This is a genomic window from Acidithrix sp. C25 (assembly GCF_904848545.2).
The window spans coordinates 239,016-255,890 of the sequence record NZ_CAJHCI020000007.1 but is presented as its reverse complement, the minus strand read 5'-3'; the positions used below and the strand labels follow the sequence as shown (position 1 = coordinate 255,890).

The 16,875-nt window shown below is 47.8% G+C and carries 12 protein-coding genes; 7 read left to right on the top strand and 5 right to left on the bottom strand.

Annotation, left to right across the window (positions count from 1 at the left end; all coding sequences use genetic code 11):
• The first annotated feature begins 458 nt into the window (after positions 1-458).
• Both ACIDITHRIX25_RS82765 and ACIDITHRIX25_RS82760 read left to right on the top strand, forming a co-directional pair.
• Complete coding sequence (locus tag ACIDITHRIX25_RS82765; RefSeq protein ID WP_201731907.1) at positions 459-2,075, top strand: proton-conducting transporter transmembrane domain-containing protein; 1,617 nt, start codon at positions 459-461, stop codon at positions 2,073-2,075.
• A complete protein-coding gene (locus ACIDITHRIX25_RS82760) occupies positions 2,072-4,594 on the top strand; it encodes a DUF2309 domain-containing protein (RefSeq protein ID WP_201731906.1) in 2,523 nt (840 codons plus the stop codon). Before ACIDITHRIX25_RS82765 ends, ACIDITHRIX25_RS82760 begins: the two co-directional genes overlap by 4 nt.
• A 681-nt stretch (positions 4,595-5,275) precedes the next feature.
• Here ACIDITHRIX25_RS82760 and ACIDITHRIX25_RS82755 read toward each other — a convergent pair.
• On the bottom strand, positions 5,276-6,979 hold the full coding sequence (locus tag ACIDITHRIX25_RS82755) for a hypothetical protein (protein WP_201731905.1): 1,704 nt from the start codon (positions 6,977-6,979) through the stop codon (positions 5,276-5,278).
• 466 nt (positions 6,980-7,445) lie between these two features.
• Here ACIDITHRIX25_RS82755 and ACIDITHRIX25_RS82750 point away from each other — a divergent pair, with 466 nt between their 5' ends.
• The 3 genes from ACIDITHRIX25_RS82750 (at position 7,446) to ACIDITHRIX25_RS82740 (ending at position 8,751) form a co-directional block, all read left to right on the top strand.
• Complete coding sequence (locus tag ACIDITHRIX25_RS82750; protein ID WP_249685808.1) at positions 7,446-7,790, top strand: lycopene cyclase domain-containing protein; 345 nt, start codon at positions 7,446-7,448, stop codon at positions 7,788-7,790.
• 4 nt (positions 7,791-7,794) lie between these two features.
• Positions 7,795-8,118, top strand: coding sequence for a lycopene cyclase domain-containing protein (locus ACIDITHRIX25_RS82745; protein ID WP_201731904.1), 324 nt, complete (start codon positions 7,795-7,797; stop codon positions 8,116-8,118).
• Between the two features lie 105 nt (positions 8,119-8,223).
• On the top strand, positions 8,224-8,751 hold the full coding sequence (locus tag ACIDITHRIX25_RS82740; RefSeq protein ID WP_082058652.1) for a sterol desaturase family protein: 528 nt from the start codon (positions 8,224-8,226) through the stop codon (positions 8,749-8,751).
• Here ACIDITHRIX25_RS82740 and ACIDITHRIX25_RS82735 read toward each other — a convergent pair.
• The 4 genes from ACIDITHRIX25_RS82735 to ACIDITHRIX25_RS82720 form a co-directional block, all read right to left on the bottom strand.
• On the bottom strand, positions 8,665-9,522 hold the full coding sequence (locus tag ACIDITHRIX25_RS82735; protein WP_201731903.1) for a phytoene/squalene synthase family protein: 858 nt from the start codon (positions 9,520-9,522) through the stop codon (positions 8,665-8,667). The genes ACIDITHRIX25_RS82740 and ACIDITHRIX25_RS82735 overlap by 87 nt on opposite strands.
• A complete protein-coding gene (locus ACIDITHRIX25_RS82730) occupies positions 9,516-11,021 on the bottom strand; it encodes a phytoene desaturase family protein (RefSeq protein ID WP_052605734.1) in 1,506 nt (501 codons plus the stop codon). Before ACIDITHRIX25_RS82730 ends, ACIDITHRIX25_RS82735 begins: the two co-directional genes overlap by 7 nt.
• A gap of 21 nt (positions 11,022-11,042) precedes the next feature.
• On the bottom strand, positions 11,043-12,098 hold the full coding sequence (locus ACIDITHRIX25_RS82725) for a polyprenyl synthetase family protein (RefSeq protein WP_201731902.1): 1,056 nt from the start codon (positions 12,096-12,098) through the stop codon (positions 11,043-11,045).
• Between the two features lie 708 nt (positions 12,099-12,806).
• Entirely contained in the window at positions 12,807-13,820 is a 1,014-nt protein-coding gene (locus ACIDITHRIX25_RS82720; protein ID WP_201731901.1) for a lysylphosphatidylglycerol synthase transmembrane domain-containing protein, read from the bottom strand.
• Positions 13,821-14,147: 327 nt separating this feature from the next.
• On the opposite strand from ACIDITHRIX25_RS82720, the gene ACIDITHRIX25_RS82715 reads away from it, so the two are divergent.
• Both ACIDITHRIX25_RS82715 and ACIDITHRIX25_RS82710 read left to right on the top strand, forming a co-directional pair.
• The gene (locus ACIDITHRIX25_RS82715; RefSeq protein ID WP_201731900.1) at positions 14,148-15,539 is read left to right on the top strand and encodes a TldD/PmbA family protein; all 1,392 of its coding nucleotides are present in this window, start codon (positions 14,148-14,150) and stop codon (positions 15,537-15,539) included.
• Positions 15,532-16,875: a TldD/PmbA family protein gene (locus ACIDITHRIX25_RS82710; RefSeq protein ID WP_201731899.1), complete on the top strand. Its 1,344-nt coding sequence runs from the start codon at positions 15,532-15,534 to the stop codon at positions 16,873-16,875. The genes ACIDITHRIX25_RS82715 and ACIDITHRIX25_RS82710 overlap by 8 nt, the downstream gene beginning before the upstream one ends.

Here is a 16,875-nt window from a genome sequence, read left to right as displayed (position 1 = left end):
CCTTTGTCTGATGGTAAAGACGAACAAAACTACGAAGACTAAAGCCAGCAGCTTCAGGCTTCAGCCATTCCAACACTAGACCATCTAGCCCATATCCTTCCGTTGCGAATTTGACACCACAGATCAATCTGCTACAAATTAATCCAGGCAAAAATCACTCGGACAAATGCGCTGACGTGCCAATAAATAAGGTCAGAAGCACAATAGCAGTTCTGCTCCGTAGACCCTTGCCAAGGTGAGACTAACTCATGCGCAGGAAGTGGCAATCAACACGGATCGAAATCCAACCTCTCAGCATTTTTACCATCGTCACCAACGCGCTCGTCGACGCTGACAGGTAACCACCTACGTCAACACAAGGGTTTATTGAAATTATACGATATTTGTTTCATGAATTACTTTTCGTATATATAATCTATGTAATTGATTAAATATCGCCACAAACGGAGGTTAAAGAGTTGGATACTGGAATAGCTCTAAATGGCTCAACAGCCACTGTCGTGCTACCACTTTTCGCCGCAGGCGTGCTGTGTCTCGTACCTCGTCGTTGGGTAGCGCGATTGAGCGTATGGGCCGCCTGGTTAGTTGTAGCGTGTGCCCTATTGGTTATGGTCAAGGTATCCACTGGCGCTAATATATTCTCTCACATCTCTCTGATTCCTATAACAAAGCACCCTTACTTCGCATCAAATCGTCTTAGTGCCGTCCTGATGATCTTCATCGCTACGATCGGCGCTATCGTATCAACATTTTCATTGCGCTTTCTCCAGCAAGACCTGCTCAATAGACGGTACTTTGTCGCGTCCCAGGTGCTAATTGCCTCCTCGATAGCCGTTGCAACGGCAACCACTCTCGCGGTACTATCTTGTGCATGGATCATAGCGGATGCATCCTTTCTTGCCCTGCTCTTTTACCGTCGAGAACTTCCTGGAGTAGCTGAAGCCCTTCGACGCACTTTGACTTACTTTTCCATAGGGGCGATCGCTATGGTGGGTGCTGTGCTTCTTGTGCTCAACCGTGTAGGAAATCTCAACATCACAAGCCTTAGCGCACAACACGAGGCCCTAACTGCACTCGGAGGCGAGGCTCTGCCAGTTGGCGCGCTTTTGATGGTGGCCATCCTCATTCGAAGCGCTCAAGGTCCAGCGGCTCGTTGGATGCCACCAACAGTCAACGCACCCACGCCTGTCAGCGCTCTACTTCACGCTGGAGTGGTAAATGGAGGTGGCATCTTACTACTACGAATAGGTGTACTCGCAGAGTCATCGAACTTGGTAACCGCTCTCGCCTTTGCCATCGTCACCATAACCGCAATAGTTGCAGCTCTAGCGATCCGCTTTCGCAGCGACATAAAAGGCGAACTCACCATCTCTACCATCTCCCAGATGGGATTTATGATTAGTGAAGCGACTATCGGTGCAAACCTAGCCACACTCATGCATCTCCTGGGACATGGCACATACAAAGCTTCTCGATTTCTAAATTCACCTTCAGCGATTGGAAAGCCTAGCGGCCACAACGCGCCAGCCAAAGCAAATCACCCGCCCATAAAGACAAAAGCCATCGCAGCTCTGGGTGCCTTGGTCGCAGTTTCGGCTGCTTATCCCGGAGCATCGGGTCATCGAGGAGGTCTCATTTTGCTCGGATTCGTTGCTTGCACCATCTACGTTGCTATATCAAACGCTGCCCGGAACCTAGCTGGCAAACCAAAACTCATTGTGACCATTGCAGGGGCGACTCTCCTTGGTTCAGCGGCCTATGGAGCGATCCTCGGTGGTCTTGATCGTTGGATGTCATCCTCTTTGGCGGTTGTTCCCTCTGGAGCGCTTTCACCATGGTGGCTCATAGTCGCCCTCGGAGTGGCCTTGGGATTGGAACGCCTTAGCACAATACCCACACTCGAACGTCACCTTCGAGTGTGGTCAATAAACTTCGGCAGTATTAGCCGCCATGGCTTTTACCACATCCCAAATACCTGGGCCAAAGTTTCGCCGCCAAAGACAAGCCGACGACAATACCAACGAATCTTGATGCAATCCGAAAGTTCCATCGAAAAAGAAGAAGCAGCAGCATGAAAAAAGAGCGTGTTCAAAATTCCAAGCCCCTCTCGCTTATCAAAGAGATAGAACAAGCCGCAGAAGTGCTCGCACCCATATGGCCATTGACGAATTTCGTCGCCGTAAATCCCCTATGGGACCTTCGCGACCTGGGGTTTCATGGCGCCATTCGCTACGCCCGTCAATACCTCGGTATTGACGGGTACCTCCCCGAGAGTCTGGCTGACTTAGCAATAAAGCAGTCTCGTCTCATCTCGAAGGATATCGACGAAGCAACTATAGAGGCGAATATCTTGGCCGAACAATACCAGAAAGAGATTGAACCCCTCGAAATGGTCCTTCCGAGTCAACTCATCGATCACATCCACGGTACTCAACTTTCCACAATGATAGAAGAAGAGATGGCAAAGTGGTGTGCTTCTTTTTTAACTGCCTCCGATAAAAATGCCGAAAATGGCTTCTACGACTATTGGAGGCGACACGTCGTTATCGATCCGGCAGCGCGAAAAATCGTAGGGAAAAAGGAACACAAATCCTTAGGAGCCTTCGGAGAGACTCCACTAATAGCAATTACAAAAGCGCTAGAAGATCTCAAGGCTCCTCAAGAGCTACACATACAGTTATTTCGGCTCACCCTAACTCGGCTATTGGGTTGGGCAGGACATGCAAAGTGGCGCTCACAATGGGCCGATCCATCACATCCGGGGCCGAAACTCTACTTGGATAGCCTGCTTGCCGTAGGACTTGTCTACGAAGCGGTTGTGGCTAATGCCTTGAAAACCACAGAGATCACCTCGGTAAAAACCAACGCATCTTGCCCTCCTCTGACCCATGAACCAAAGAGGAAAAGAGCGACGACGAAGGATAATTCAAACAGATCCGGCTGGGAAGCCCTATCCCAACTTTCACCGGACCGCCAGAGCGCTGTCATCTTACGTGCTTATGAGAACCACTACCGCGATGAGCTTTTGACGATCATCGAATCGAAATCGAGCTGCGAAAGCTCCTCAGAATTCTCCAATGAACCCACGACGGCGAGCGTACAGGCTATCTTCTGTATTGACGTCAGATCAGAAGGAATCCGTCGCCAGCTTGAAGCAACTGATATAGCCGGAGAAATCGAAACATATGGCTTTGCAGGTTTCTTTGGCATCCCAGCCAACTTCGCCGCATTTGGAGAATCCACACCGATCCCATTAAGCCCTGTTCTGTTGCAGCCGACTATCTCAAGCTACGAAGTTCCCAATCAAGATAATGGCAGTTCTCTAAAAAGAAGAATGGCAATATCAGAGGTCGAAAGGGCGAGTTATTCCGCTTTTGAGAGGACTCGCCATGGAGCCACCTCGGCCTACGTACTTGCGGAAGCAACAGGAGTTGCAGCCGGTGCAATCGCAATTGCACGTACTATTAGTCCAAGAGGGTATGCATCTATTCGCTCATTTGCTAGAGGACAACGTTCGGGACCGATCTCAACTCACATAGAAATAGGCGATAGAAACGAAAGTTTTACGATCGACGAACAAGTCAATATGGCCGAAAATACCCTTAGAGCAATAGGTCTAATAGGCAACTTCGCTCCGATAGTGCTGGTATGTGGCCATGGAAGTAGCACCGAAAACAACGCCTTCTTCTCAGCTTTTCACTGTGGTGCGTGCGGTGGTAACCGCGGAGCCAACAGCGCTCGCATCTTTGCTACTATCCTAAACACCAGCGACGTGCGTACAGGATTGACTGGACGCGGCATTGCAATCCCAGATTCAACCATATTCATCGCAGGCGAGCACGACACATCGATCGATTTGGTAACTCTACTCGACACCCAAAATGCGACACTAACGCACAAGAGCGAGATAGAGTCGCTGAAACAGGCGCTCATCCAAGCAGGAGAAAAACTAGCTCAAGAACGTGTTAGATCCTTACCTGGGGCACCGGCCGGAGGAGGTACGGCCCACGTAGCACGTCGGGCTAGCGATTGGGCACAGATTACTCCGGAGTGGGGCTTAGCTCGTAATGCCGCAATGATTATAGGACCTCGATCGACGACTGCGGGTCTGGATCTAAATCGCCGTACCTTTCTTCACTCCTATAATGCAAGCATCGACCCCGACGGTACTTTACTCACAGCGATTCTCACGGCCCCAATGGTGGTTGCGCACTGGATAAATGCGCAATACTACTTTTCTAGTGTCGATGCAGCCACCTTCTCCGCAGGAGACAAGGTAGCCCACAACGTCGTTGGAGATACGGGAGTTATACTTGGTGCGGGCGGCGACTTGATGGTTGGCCTAACACGTCAATCACTCTTTGATCAAGACATGGCCTACCACGAACCGATGCGTCTTCTCACCTTGGTAGAGGCGCCCATTGAACGAATCGAACAAGTCATCGATGCCAACCAAATCCTTCAGCAACTCTTCAATGGAGCATGGGTCCACCTAGTTGCCCGCGAAAACAAAGATAGCCGATGGATGATCCGCTCGACCGCCAGACAGTGGTACCCATGGCAAAATAGCCCAGAGCACGATGAGAAGGCGTAAAAAAATCAAATCTTTCAAACAATGGCCAAAAATGAGACTATGAATTGAAACCATGCAGAGTGGAGTTCCAGAGTGGGTTGCTATATAGACAGAAAGAGTTAGAAATAGAGCCCTCAAAAGAGCAAAACTCTCCCAAGGCAGTTCAAGATTCGATCCCTCAGATTGCTTGTTAGATTGTAAGGAGCAAAGCCCTTGTCGGTCCTCCTTGCAATCCTTGCATTACGGCGCTTTGGGTTCACGCGAACGACCGGCGCCTAACCGCCACGCAAACCCAAAGAGCCAGAATCTCGTGCCTAAGACCGCAGAACCAATTCAGTTAGCGCTAGCGGCCAGTCCGTCTTTGAAGACAGTTTATCGAAATGCACTCATACGATGAGGAAAAATCCCTAGCGAAGATCTCGCCCCAAACCAACGAATAGACGACTTCGTCGCCAGAAAACAAGCCGCTAAAAAGACAATCCCATTGCCATCCTCCGCCGGATCGCCATAGAGCGCTCTTTCAAAGGATCCAAAACCCCTGGTAATCAGAGATATCAAATCTACTAAAGAGCATCTACCACCATCATCTCCATCAGATGATGGTGGTTACCAAAGGCGATTCAAGTCGAAGCTGGCCAGGTGCAAGTCCATCTCGAAATGGAAACTTTCGTTTAGTTATCACGGAAATTTCAACACAGTCTCTCAATAACCAGTCATAATGAGGTAATTGCCTCCCTTTGATACCGAGATCTCGGCCCTACCTCCCTTTGCTCTTGCAATCTTTGCGCCGACCGCTGATTCAAATGGCGAGAAATTTATTGGCAATAGATACGATCCAGCTTTAGCAATAGAGACTGAAATTGTAGTTACTCCGATTGAGCGAATTTGAAGTGGCGCCGAAGGACAACCAGCCACTTCAAAGACCTTGAACTCTCCAATTTTTATTGGATTAACAAGGTAAGTAGAAGGTGATGCTACGATCTGAGCCTCCCGTTGCGAACTATAGTCATAGGGGGCCGGAGGCAAAATCACCGCCCGAACTTGATTGCTACAAAGCCAATCTTTGTACTCTCGTGAAGTCAATCTCACACCATAAAAAATCTCATTCTGATTGAAGTCGCTTTGCCGGAACCACCCCCGTGCCAGGGGAATCTGACTATTAGCTAGAAAATATGAGCCCTCATGCAAAAGAGAGTCGACATATTCTACCCTTTGCCCAGGGTACGAAGCTTTGAGCACACGAACAAGGCCACTCCAATTGGAGCTATTTGTCAGCCAAGCGGCACTTGGATCAAAGATCGGAGCTTCGATTGAGATAAATTCCCACCCAACGCCCAAAAGATATAGGAGCGCAAAAACCGCCAATCGTACTTTCCTGCTTTTAGGACCCCTTGTGGAACCCTTTGAGAAAAGATACAAGACGGCAATCAAAATCGGTGAGATTTCACCCACACGAGCAATATTCCCACCTAACGTTGTCGACACGGTGAACAAAATAAGCGAACCCGCCATGTACAAAAGGGTAGGGATGACAATGGGGGCGCGCTCTCCATCGTCCACAAACACGTTCACAACAACCAAGAGAATCAGGGAAAAACCAAGAACCAGCCCTAAGTCAGAGCCAAAAAATGGATACTTGCCACCGATCCCAAAGTACTTTGAAATCTCATAGTCGCCAAAAAGCCCTAAAAGTGGTAGCCCCATGCCAATGCGAGTGATTGACGAACCAAGTAAGACCCCCAAGGCCTTCTTGGCACGGAGCCAAGCTGACCCCAAACCGGCAACTTTTATTGGATGATAATTTGCCGACTCCTTAGTGAGGAATCTAACGGCACTAAAAGTGACGCCAACCAAAATCCAAACAAGAACCAATGGCGAAGTAGCACCAGCCAAAATCAAAAAAAGACAATATGAGACCCAGGAGCGCTTATTCATGGCGACTATAGCAAATGACGCAAAAGCCAGCGATGTCAAAAACGGGTATGCCCCAGTAAGAATTAACGCACCCGCCGGAACACCAATAGCCACGGCAGTGGAGATCGTGCCAAAGTAACTACCAAGGAAGCCAGGTCGATCAGGATCTACTCCATTCCAAGAGATCGCCTTTAGCTTTAAACAAAAAGAGGAGACCACTCCAGAGATCGCCATCAAACCAAGGATTGGTGGTAGCCATGTGGTCGTAAATGCCGCTAGGGGGTAGTAGATGTAGGAGTAGCCAAGAAATTGGAACTTGCCAAAATACCAAAAATTATCCCAAAAAATAAGGCGATGGTACTTTGCAAAAAGAGCTGTTAGGTAGAGATGCGCTGCAGTATCATTTCCAAAACGGACCAATGCTACCAAAACAACCGCAACTAGGCCCGTTATCAGAGGCGCGAGGATCAATTGGCGTGATTTAGCAAACAAATCGAACTATTACCTTCGCTTTATGGTCATTCATTAATCATTAGACTAAAGGCACTTTACTTCTTTAATCCAAACGCCGCTAGCAGTACTCATGGGATCGTTCGACTTTATCCCTCCCCTTGAAATACGAAAGCACAAAACTTCCTCACAAGCAATCGACAAGGTTCCCGCTTTGGACCATGCCTCACCTTTCCTAACTCGGATTCAAATAAGAGGTGAGATCGCTTTAACTGGGTAATACTTGAACTAGGTAACACTTGGCCACCTACAAATTTCTAGTTGAAAGGTCTTCCCATTTCGCTCGCCTTGACGCGCAAAGTTTGACTTGCTATAGCCATGCTTTAGCCATAGGGGCCAACCTTATCAATATCAAGTCACATTGAGCACTACCATTAGTAATATTGGGTTAGCTTTTATAAGGAATTTGACAAACCCGCGTGCCTTCGAATCAGAAAACAGACTCGAGATGAAGTCGATCAACCACCTACAATACTTAATCGTGTTAGCGCTCTGCCTCATAGGTACGTTGCCACTGGAACTCGTCATTGGGGCTAAGGTCTACCGCAAGCCGCTCAGACTGGCAATCTCATTAATACCTATCGCGCTACTTTTCTCGCTTTTCGACATCTACTCCATCCATGCCAATTGGTGGCATTATGCCAAGCGCTACGTAAGCGGCGTCACCCTTCCAGGCAAACTTCCCCTGGAGGAGCTCCTATTTTTCTTGATCATACCAATTTGCGCACTTTTGACATATGAGGCCGTCCACGTGCTGCTAGAGCCAAGACAAAAAAGACCAACGAGGCGCTAGATCCATGCATGCATACACCATTGGCGCACTGGCCGCCGTGGCTCTTTCGATAATCTTTGAACTCTTTGTTATGAAAGGCCGGATCTACTTCAAAAAAGAGTTCTGGATCACAATTTTAATTGTCGTACTATTTCAAATCCCGACCGATGGCTGGCTCACAAAAACCTCAGCCCCAATTGTCATATATAATCCCAACCACTTCTCCGGCTTACGAATACCATTTTCCATCCCCATCGAGGACTTCCTCTACGGCTTTGCGCTTGTCTCAGCGGTCTTGAGCATTTGGGAACGCCTAAGACAAAGAGAAGAGAAGACAGATAGCTGCTGACCTTGAGATATAAGTGCTCTAGAACCACTCCCTAGCTGGCATTGCTCCAACTAGATCTTTAGATTCTCTATACTGATATATTAGAGATAACCTAAAGAGGTCCACATGCTCTTCAAAGTTTCAATTGTAATCGCAACATTCTTTCTGATGGAGCCGATCGCATATTTGGCCCATCGGCTAATAATGCATGGCTTTGGTTGGATTCTTCACGCCAGCCATCATCAAACTCGCCTTAAAAAGATCGAGGCAAACGACGCTTATCCCGTAGCCTTTGCCGCTTTTACCATCGCAGCTATAGCGCTTGGAACAACAACGTCAAAATTTTCAATCCTTGTTCCAGTTGGCATTGGAATTACCATCTATGGAGCGGCTTATGCATTCATGCATGACATCTACATCCATAAGAGGCTCTTCAATGTGCCCACCATTTCATTCCTAGAACCCCTAAGATACGCCCACCAGATCCACCACCTCTACAATGGCGAACCCTACGGAATGCTATTCCCAATAGTCCCAAAGTCAGTTCGAGCAAGGGCGGATGCGGTACTAGCCAACAATCGCGCCAATGGCTACTCTGAACTTCTTCCATGGGGCAACACTCACACGACTCCCAAATACATCGAAGTTGACTAATTCAATCTCTTCTAAGATTCCTGAATAAAGTTCTCGTGCGCCAGCTACGCAGGCCGCAGAACGAGGCGGCAAAAAACGATCCCCCAGACGGGACTGCTCATAGATTTCCCTATTTCGGGCGATCTCAAATTGCATCAATTCTCTAAATTCAAAATCAGATCGTCTGGTCTCAAAAGCGCTCATGGCCTTAAACTGCTCAATATCTTCAAGCGGAATATAGATTCTTCCACGCTGTAAGTCCTCTGAGACATCTCTCAAAAAGTTTGTCAGCTGAAAAGCAAAGCCTAGATCCCTAGCCGGCTTTCGGGCGTATTTAGACGATGGCTCCAAAACTGGTAATGTCATCTCACCTATAACGGCAGCAGAGCCTTCCATGTAGGTCAAAAGGTCTTCATAAGTCTCGTATCTGAATTTGGAAAAGTCCAGCCTCATCGATTCGGCAAATTTACTAAAAAGATCAAGATCGATTTCAAAACGAAGAACCGTGTCTACGACAGCCATCAATATTGGATCATTTGAAAAACCAACCTTTACATCGCTGAAAAAGCGCCCCACGAAGGCCCCCAGGGCACTCTCCCGGTCAGAAATTGGGACATCTCCGAGATCGTCAACGATATCGTCTGCATATCGACAAAAGCCATAAAGCGCATGTATATGTCGCCTCATCGCCTGAGGAAGTAGAAAAGTGGAATAGTAATACGATTTACCAAAGCGCATATTTAGAGATCTGCATCGCTCATAGGAGCCATCTAGTTCCCGTTGGGTCACCATCTAGTTGCCTTGCCGATTCTTTGAGCAACTAACTTTCCAGAGATCAAAACCATAGGAACACCCACCCCGGGCACAGTAGACGATCCAACAAAATAAAGGCCGGGGATTCTCTTGTCGTAATTATTCGGACGAAACGGTCCAGTTTGAAAGAAACGATGCGAAAGAGAAAATGGGGTTCCTCTCTCCATTCCCATAGCTTGCCAATCCAGAGGGTCTATCGCCTTCTCAAGCACAATATTCGAGGTCCCTGCTCCAAGAATACCTCTGTGAGCTAAACGCGCTTTAAAGTCAGAAATTGCTATGTCTCGCTCATATCGCCAATCAATCTTGCCATCAAGATTCGGGACGGGTTCTAAGGCGTAGACTATCGAGGAACCGTCCGGTGCTAAAGTTGGATCACTGTGAGTAGGAATTGTCACCAGAATAGATGGGCTCTCCATTCTCGTTCCACTCTTGAGAAGCGAATCAAAGGACTCTTTCCACTTTTTACCAAAATAGATATTATGATGAGCGTGCTCCACGCTCGGTTTACCATCGATACCCATCAAAAGTAAAAGAGCAGATGGTGAATACTCCCCCTTGCGTGATACGCGTGGGGCCTGCTCCCCGCCCAATAAATCTCTGTAGACACCCGGCAATTCACCGTTGGCCACTACCGCATCAGCGCTAAAGCGCTCGCCATCTTCAAGTTCAATCCCAACAACACTTCCACGCGATCCCATTGATCTCAGAATGCGCGAAACCTTTGAATTGAGACGAAACTCCACTCCATTCGCCTTAGCAACCTTCGCGAGGGCTTGAGGAATCGCACTCATTCCTCCTTTAGGAAAGTACACACCCTCGATCGTATCCATATAAGTAATTACCGCATAGACGGCCAGGGCATCATAAGGAGAAAGACCTGCATAAAGAGACTGGAAAGAAAAGAGCTTCTGAAGTCTAGGATCGTCAAAATACCGTTCAACGAGCGGAGCAAGTCGTCCAAAGGCCCCCATTTGAATAAGGCGCAGCCCTGGCATAAGTGGGTTCAAGAAATCTAGAGGTGAATCAAAATTACGGTCAATAAAGTTCTCGACCTCAAGAGCATATAGCTTTCTTAGATAGGCGCAAAACCTATCGAATGCAGCTGCATCCTTAGAACCAGCGACACTTCGAATCTCTTGTCTCATCGCCTCCTGGCCAGCACGTACCGATATCACGCCGCCACCGGATGGCCCCGCTTCGTCCTCAAAATTTGCACGATACATTGGGTCAAGCTTGATGAGTTCAAGTTCATCAGATAAGTTAGCGCCATTGGCATTGAAGACATCTGATAAAAGATTTAACATCGTAAGAACAGAAGGTCCGGTGTCAATAGAGAAACCATTAGAGGCAAAGAGGCCACTGCGGCCCCCCACTCGATCCGCACTATCAAAAACAGTTACCTCATAGCCGTCCCGCCTAAGATAACTTGCAGCGGATAGGCCCCCTAATCCTGCGCCAATTACGGCAATTCTCATATCGCTATCCTTAATCTTAGACTAGAGAGTTCGCGAGGCGATAAAGACGGCGAGGTCTCTTAGGTCAGCCTTTGCCGAATCCAAAAGGTAGCACTCGTCTAAAGCCAACAAAGACGATTCAACAAGCATCTCGACTCGATCCTCAACCATCGCCTTTGATCCGCAATCCTCAATCATCTCCATCATCGCGAGGATCTGGCTCTCATTCGGTAGATCAAGGGCAAACAGTCTTTCAAACTCTGATTTTGCGAGACCAGTCAGGCGGTCCATGGTCATCGCGACCAGGGTGGTTGGCTTACCTTCCCTCAAGTCATCACCGACAGGCTTACCAGTTATGGTGCTATCGCCAAAGATACCCAATAGGTCGTCTTTGAGCTGGAAAGCTTCACCGAGAGGAAGCCCAAAACGTGACAGTTCCTCCATCTGGTCTAAAGATGCCCCGGCCAAAGAGGCGCCTATCTGAAGTGGTCGCTCGATCGTGTATTTCCCGGATTTATAGATGCTTACCTTCTGCGCCGATTCGACAGTCGGCCTACCTTTGGCAGTTCCAATAAGGTCAAGGTACTGTCCAATATTTACTTCAAGTCGGAGTTCAGAGTAGATCTTGCGGGTCGCAAGTGGCGCGGCTTCCATCATCATATCTGCATAGACAAATGCTAAATCACCTATCAAGATCCCGATACCCTCGCCGAAGCGTCGACTCTCACCTCTGTAAGAAGATATCCTATGCTCTTCGATAAATCGCTCATGAACAGTCGATGAGCCACGTCTAGTAGAAGAGCCGTCCATAATATCGTCGTGCAATAGGGCAAAAGTATGTAGCAACTCAAGAGAAGTTAAAAGATCCACTAGAATAGGAGCGTCTCCATATCCTCCGGAGCCCAAGTATCCGTAGTAACAAAAAGCAGGTCGAAGCCTCTTCCCGCCCGAGGCAACCATCTTCTCAAGTGCTTCAAAAGGAACGATCAATCCGTCGTCAACGCGCTCCCACCTTGGCTTTTCGTCGTCAAAAAGTTTTGTCAAGCGTCGATCAACCAATTGGGCAATTGTTCGCAAACCTGCCGGAGCTCGATCCAACTGCATCTCCTTAGTCAAAACACTTTCCTAGCGCCTAGTTTAGTTTTTTCTTTCACTTCGAATCGACCACCTAACAACATGTGCAAATACACAGCAGGAACCTGCAAAAATAGACCGAACATAGATCGCATCTTATTGAGCCAACAAACACCCATAAATTATTTCTAAAATCAGAATAATTATCACTAAATCCAAAAATTCCCAAAATTAGCATCTAAACCTTCGCATGCCAAAGTTAGAGATCAAGAAAAACGCAACGAATCATCGACCTTTCAATCAAACTATCGAAACACTTCGACAGCTATCACGATCAAAATCTGAACTCGCCTAACCTACACAATTGAAAAAGCAAGAGCCAGTCGATAGATTTACAGACATAGATAACACTAAAGAATGTTCTAAACTTCCAAAGTGGTCTCATTTCAGGGCCGGAAAGCTCTTTTATTAGAACTTATCGAAAACGTCCAAGATATCGGTCTAAGTAAATGCACACCTAATCTTATTCAAAGTCGATTTTAAAGGCTCAGGTAATCACCCTTGGTTCAGCGGTAAAACGCGAGCCATCCTAGACCCACAGCTAAATGGATCATAAGGCCGGACCATCAAAGACAGTAATCTTTTGCATTTGATTCATTCGAAAGAGCCAGATGCGCTGACCAAATCTACCGCAAATCTCAATACATCGCTATCGAATCCGAGAACGAGCAGCTAAGGGTTGTCTGCTCGCCTTTGTACGAGTCGCTTTGAACCCATTGCAAAGCTAGGAGCCCCAAAGAGCGAAGCAGCGATATTTATAGCGTAGACCAAAAGACCAAACTCAATAGCAGGGGCCGATCGAATTCCCAGTGGGTGCAGCATAAGAACCAAAGCACCCTCTCGAACGCCAAGGCCGCCAATAGTTAGTGGTAGAACTTGCAACATGGCAATGGTGGGTACCAAAACAAATAGTGCCCGCCATCCAATGGAGATAGAAAGCGCCGAAGCCGCGAAGATACTAGCAGCAACGACACATATTTGATATAAAAATGCCCATCCAATAAGGCGTAAAAACTCTGTGGGATTCTCGCGAAACCTTCCGAGACCCTTGGATATCGAAGACATTACACCATTTAAAAAACGCAACTTAGAAGCGACGGGGAACTGCCACTTTAATATGGATAGCCTAACCAAAACAAAAAGAGCCACCAAAGTAACAAATGCTATAACCATAATCATTTGAGAGACTGAACCAAGTTGTAGCATACTAGGGTCGCTAGCTACGCCAAAAAGAACCAGTAGCGGCAACACCAACCAACCAGTTAATCTTTCCAGAACCACCGATGCCACAGAGTCAGAGGATGCCTTGGAAACCGACCCAAGCCACTTCGCACGGATCACGTCGCCACCAACAGTGGAGGGCAAAAAATTGCCAGCGAACATTCCTGCAAGCTGCAACTCAATAAGATCCCTAAATCGCGACTTTACATCCAGTGCGGCTAGAACTCGGTGCCAGCGGACCACAGAGACGGCAATTCCCACGAGCGTAACAACAAAGGCAAAGGCTATGAGGCTAAAGCCGCGCCTGCCAATCTGCTCAATTCGGGTCCAGTCCACTTTTGTAACCAAAACATAAAACATTACCAAGGTCGATACGTAACGAAGATAAGGGAATGCCCGCTTTATGGATGTTTGCGAGATAGTTGAAACTGCTGAATTTTTTCCCTCGAGATGGTCTTCACCCATTAGATTTCCGCACTTTAGGAGTTGAGAACTGACTTATTCTATCGTTTAGGCTGATTGGAATCTACAGACGCCTCTCGATTCACTGACGGGAAACTCCAACCCTACCGATCCCCTTCAATCAATTAGCTCGAAAATCGTCGCAAGCTTAGTTGAGTTAACCTTACTTGAAGTATATGCCAAAACCATTGTTTAGCGAGTGTCCAAGTAATCGTCGATCGACAGCCATAGACCAGCAATGGCAAGATACCACTTTAGAACAGCGTTTTAATCTATAGATCGCCTAGATTAAGTTAAATTAATAGTCGAAACAAATTGGGAGTATGGTTCATGATTGAGTCCAATCTCGTGGAAAAGGTTATCCGATCCGCGCTAAGTCGAGGTGGTGACTTCGCAGAGATCTTCGTAGAAGAAAAGACCACCTTTTCGGCATCCCTTGATGACGCGATCGTCGAAGAACTTTCATCCGGTACAGCTCGAGGAGCCGGAATTAGAGTTCGCTATGGTGACACAACCGGCTTTGCTCATACAGCAGATCTAAACGAGAATGGCCTATTACGCGCCGCGCAAGCAGCATCTTCGCTTGCGCAAAATAGCTCGAAGTCAAGACAAATAATGGCACTGCAAGAGCGAGTCTTTTCACCAATCGATCCGCTCAAAAACCTTCCTATGACGATAGCAAAAGATCGCAAAATCGAACTTCTAAAACACCTCAATGATGCAGCTCGTTCAGCAGGTTCGGCCATTCGACAAGTTGGGGCGTCATACTCCGACTCGTTAAGGAGATTTTTGGTCGCCAATTCAGATGGCGTCTTCGTTGAAGAAGAGCAGATAAGAACTCGAATCTCAATCTCCGCAATTGCATTAGGAGACACAGGGATGCAGGGGGGTTATGAAACCGTTGCCATGACCAAGGGGTTCGAAATCTTTCAAGATCTAGATATCGAGCAGATGGCGCTCAAAGCTGCTAATCGAGCGATCTTAAAACTTTCCGCACGGCCCGCACCATCCGGACAAGTACCAGTCGTCCTAAATGGCTTAGGTGGCGGAGTCCTCTTCCACGAAGCGTGTGGTCACGGTCTTGAGGCTGACCACGTTCTCAAAGAGTCATCTGTATATGCAGGAAAAATAGGTCGTAGCGTTGCAAGTCCATTGGTAACGCTCCTAGACGATGGAACCGTAACCGATCAATGGGGTACCTTCCATCACGACGACGAAGGTCATATCTCCTCAAAGAACACCTTGATCCAAGATGGCGTCTTGGTCGATTACATGTGGGATCAAACCCAAGGCGACAGAACCAAGCGAGACTCTTCAGGAAACGGACGCCGTCAAAGTTACGCCCATCTACCAATGGTTAGAATGACAAATACTTATCTCATGCCTGGCGAGTCAACACCGCAAGAGATCATAGCCGATACTGAATACGGCATCTACGTCTCGCAACTAGGTGGCGGCCAAGTAAATACCGCAACTGGAGACTTCGTCTTTGGAATGACAGAGGCATACCTAATTGAAGATGGTCGCATAACCGCCCCGTTGCGAGAGGCGAATTTAATTGGAAACGGACCAGAAGTTCTGGCGAACATCGATGCCGTTGCCAACGACTTCTCGATAGTACCTGGAACCTGTGGGAAAGATGGGCAAAGTGTCCCGGTTGGCTGCGGACAGCCAACACTAAGGATTAAAGCTGTTACGGTAGGAGGAACCGCGGGTGCCTGATCTAATTAAAATTGGCCAACGAATTGCCGATATGGCCTTTGGTGGCGAAGAGATAGAGGCATATGCAATCTGGGAGCGCGAGACCTCCATACGCGTCTACAATTCAGAGATTGAATCGCTTACCACATCTGAATCATCAGGAATCGGTATTCGTGTCATCCGGGATAAAAGAGTCGGAATTTCATATGCTGGAACCCTCGAAGACGACGACCTCAAAAGAGCCCTAGAAGAGGCCCGGGATAATTCCCGGTTTGCTTCACAAGATCCTTTCGCGGGGATCGCCGAACCCGACGGAGTCGATGGTCCCAAGCTCAACCTATGGTCGGTCGACATCACAAATACACCAACTGAAAATAAGATATCCCTTGCCCTTGAGCTTGAGAAGGTAACGCTTTCCAAAGATCGTCGCATCAAATCCCTCAATTCATCGAACTACGGAGACGTTAGCGTAGAGAGCGCTATCGTAAATTCAAAAGGCATAGCAAGCTACACCCAACAAACCTACTGTTGGCTTTGGGCATACGCCCTAGCTATGCAGGACGACGAGACCCAGACTGGCTTTGGCCTCCACGCCTCGAGGGACTTTGCGGGTATCGACTTAGAATACGCAGCCCAAGAGGCAGCTTATAAATCCACACGAATGCTTGGCGCGAAAAAGCCCAAGTCTTCGAATCTGATTGCGGTCTTCGAACCAGATATCTCATCCTCATTTATTGGCATCATCTCCAGCACCCTCTCCGCAGAGGCAGTTCAAAAAGGTCGATCAATCTTTTCAGGAAGAGTTGGCGAAAATGTTGCAAATAGCAGATTGAACCTAATCGACGATCCTTCGGATCCACGATTCTTTTCATCGGCAAAATACGACGACGAAGGTCTCGCGTCCAGGCAAAACCTTCTGATCAAAAATGGAAGTCTCAAGGGATACCTCTACGATAGCTATACCGCTCGCAAAGAAGGCGTGGCGCCCACTGGCTCTGCTATTCGAGGTGGCATCGCGGGCTCCTGCTCTCCGGGCCCCAGAGCTCCCTACATAGAGCCCGGAGAAAGATCCAAGGAAGAGATCGTCTCTGAAATAACCGATGGTGTCCTAATTCAATCGGTATCAGGAATTCATTCTGGCGTCAACCCAGTAAGCGGAGATTTCTCAGTTGGTGCAGAGGGAATTAGAATCCACGACGGCGAATTAAAGGAGCCGATCAAAGAGTTTACGATTGCATCCAACCTACAAAAGATGCTCCTTGATATTCGATCGATTGGCTCAGATTTAACGATACGACCGAGTGGTGCTGCTGGAGTAACTTTAGCAATTGGCAACATAAACCTAAGCGGCTCCTAG

Bases quoted from the DNA above. Each gene is read 5' to 3' on its own strand.
- ACIDITHRIX25_RS82760 (WP_201731906.1), top strand. From the start codon at position 2,072: ATGAAAAAAGAGCGTGTTCAAAATTCCAAGCCCCTCTCGCTTATCAAA.
- ACIDITHRIX25_RS82750 (WP_249685808.1), top strand. From the start codon at position 7,446: ATGAAGTCGATCAACCACCTACAATACTTAATCGTGTTAGCGCTCTGC.
- ACIDITHRIX25_RS82745 (WP_201731904.1), top strand. From the start codon at position 7,795: ATGCATGCATACACCATTGGCGCACTGGCCGCCGTGGCTCTTTCGATA.
- ACIDITHRIX25_RS82740 (WP_082058652.1), top strand. From the start codon at position 8,224: ATGCTCTTCAAAGTTTCAATTGTAATCGCAACATTCTTTCTGATGGAG.
- ACIDITHRIX25_RS82735 (WP_201731903.1), bottom strand. From the start codon at position 9,522: ATGGTGACCCAACGGGAACTAGATGGCTCCTATGAGCGATGCAGATCT.
- ACIDITHRIX25_RS82730 (WP_052605734.1), bottom strand. From the start codon at position 11,021: ATGAGAATTGCCGTAATTGGCGCAGGATTAGGGGGCCTATCCGCTGCA.
- ACIDITHRIX25_RS82720 (WP_201731901.1), bottom strand. From the start codon at position 13,820: ATGGGTGAAGACCATCTCGAGGGAAAAAATTCAGCAGTTTCAACTATC.
- ACIDITHRIX25_RS82715 (WP_201731900.1), top strand. From the start codon at position 14,148: ATGATTGAGTCCAATCTCGTGGAAAAGGTTATCCGATCCGCGCTAAGT.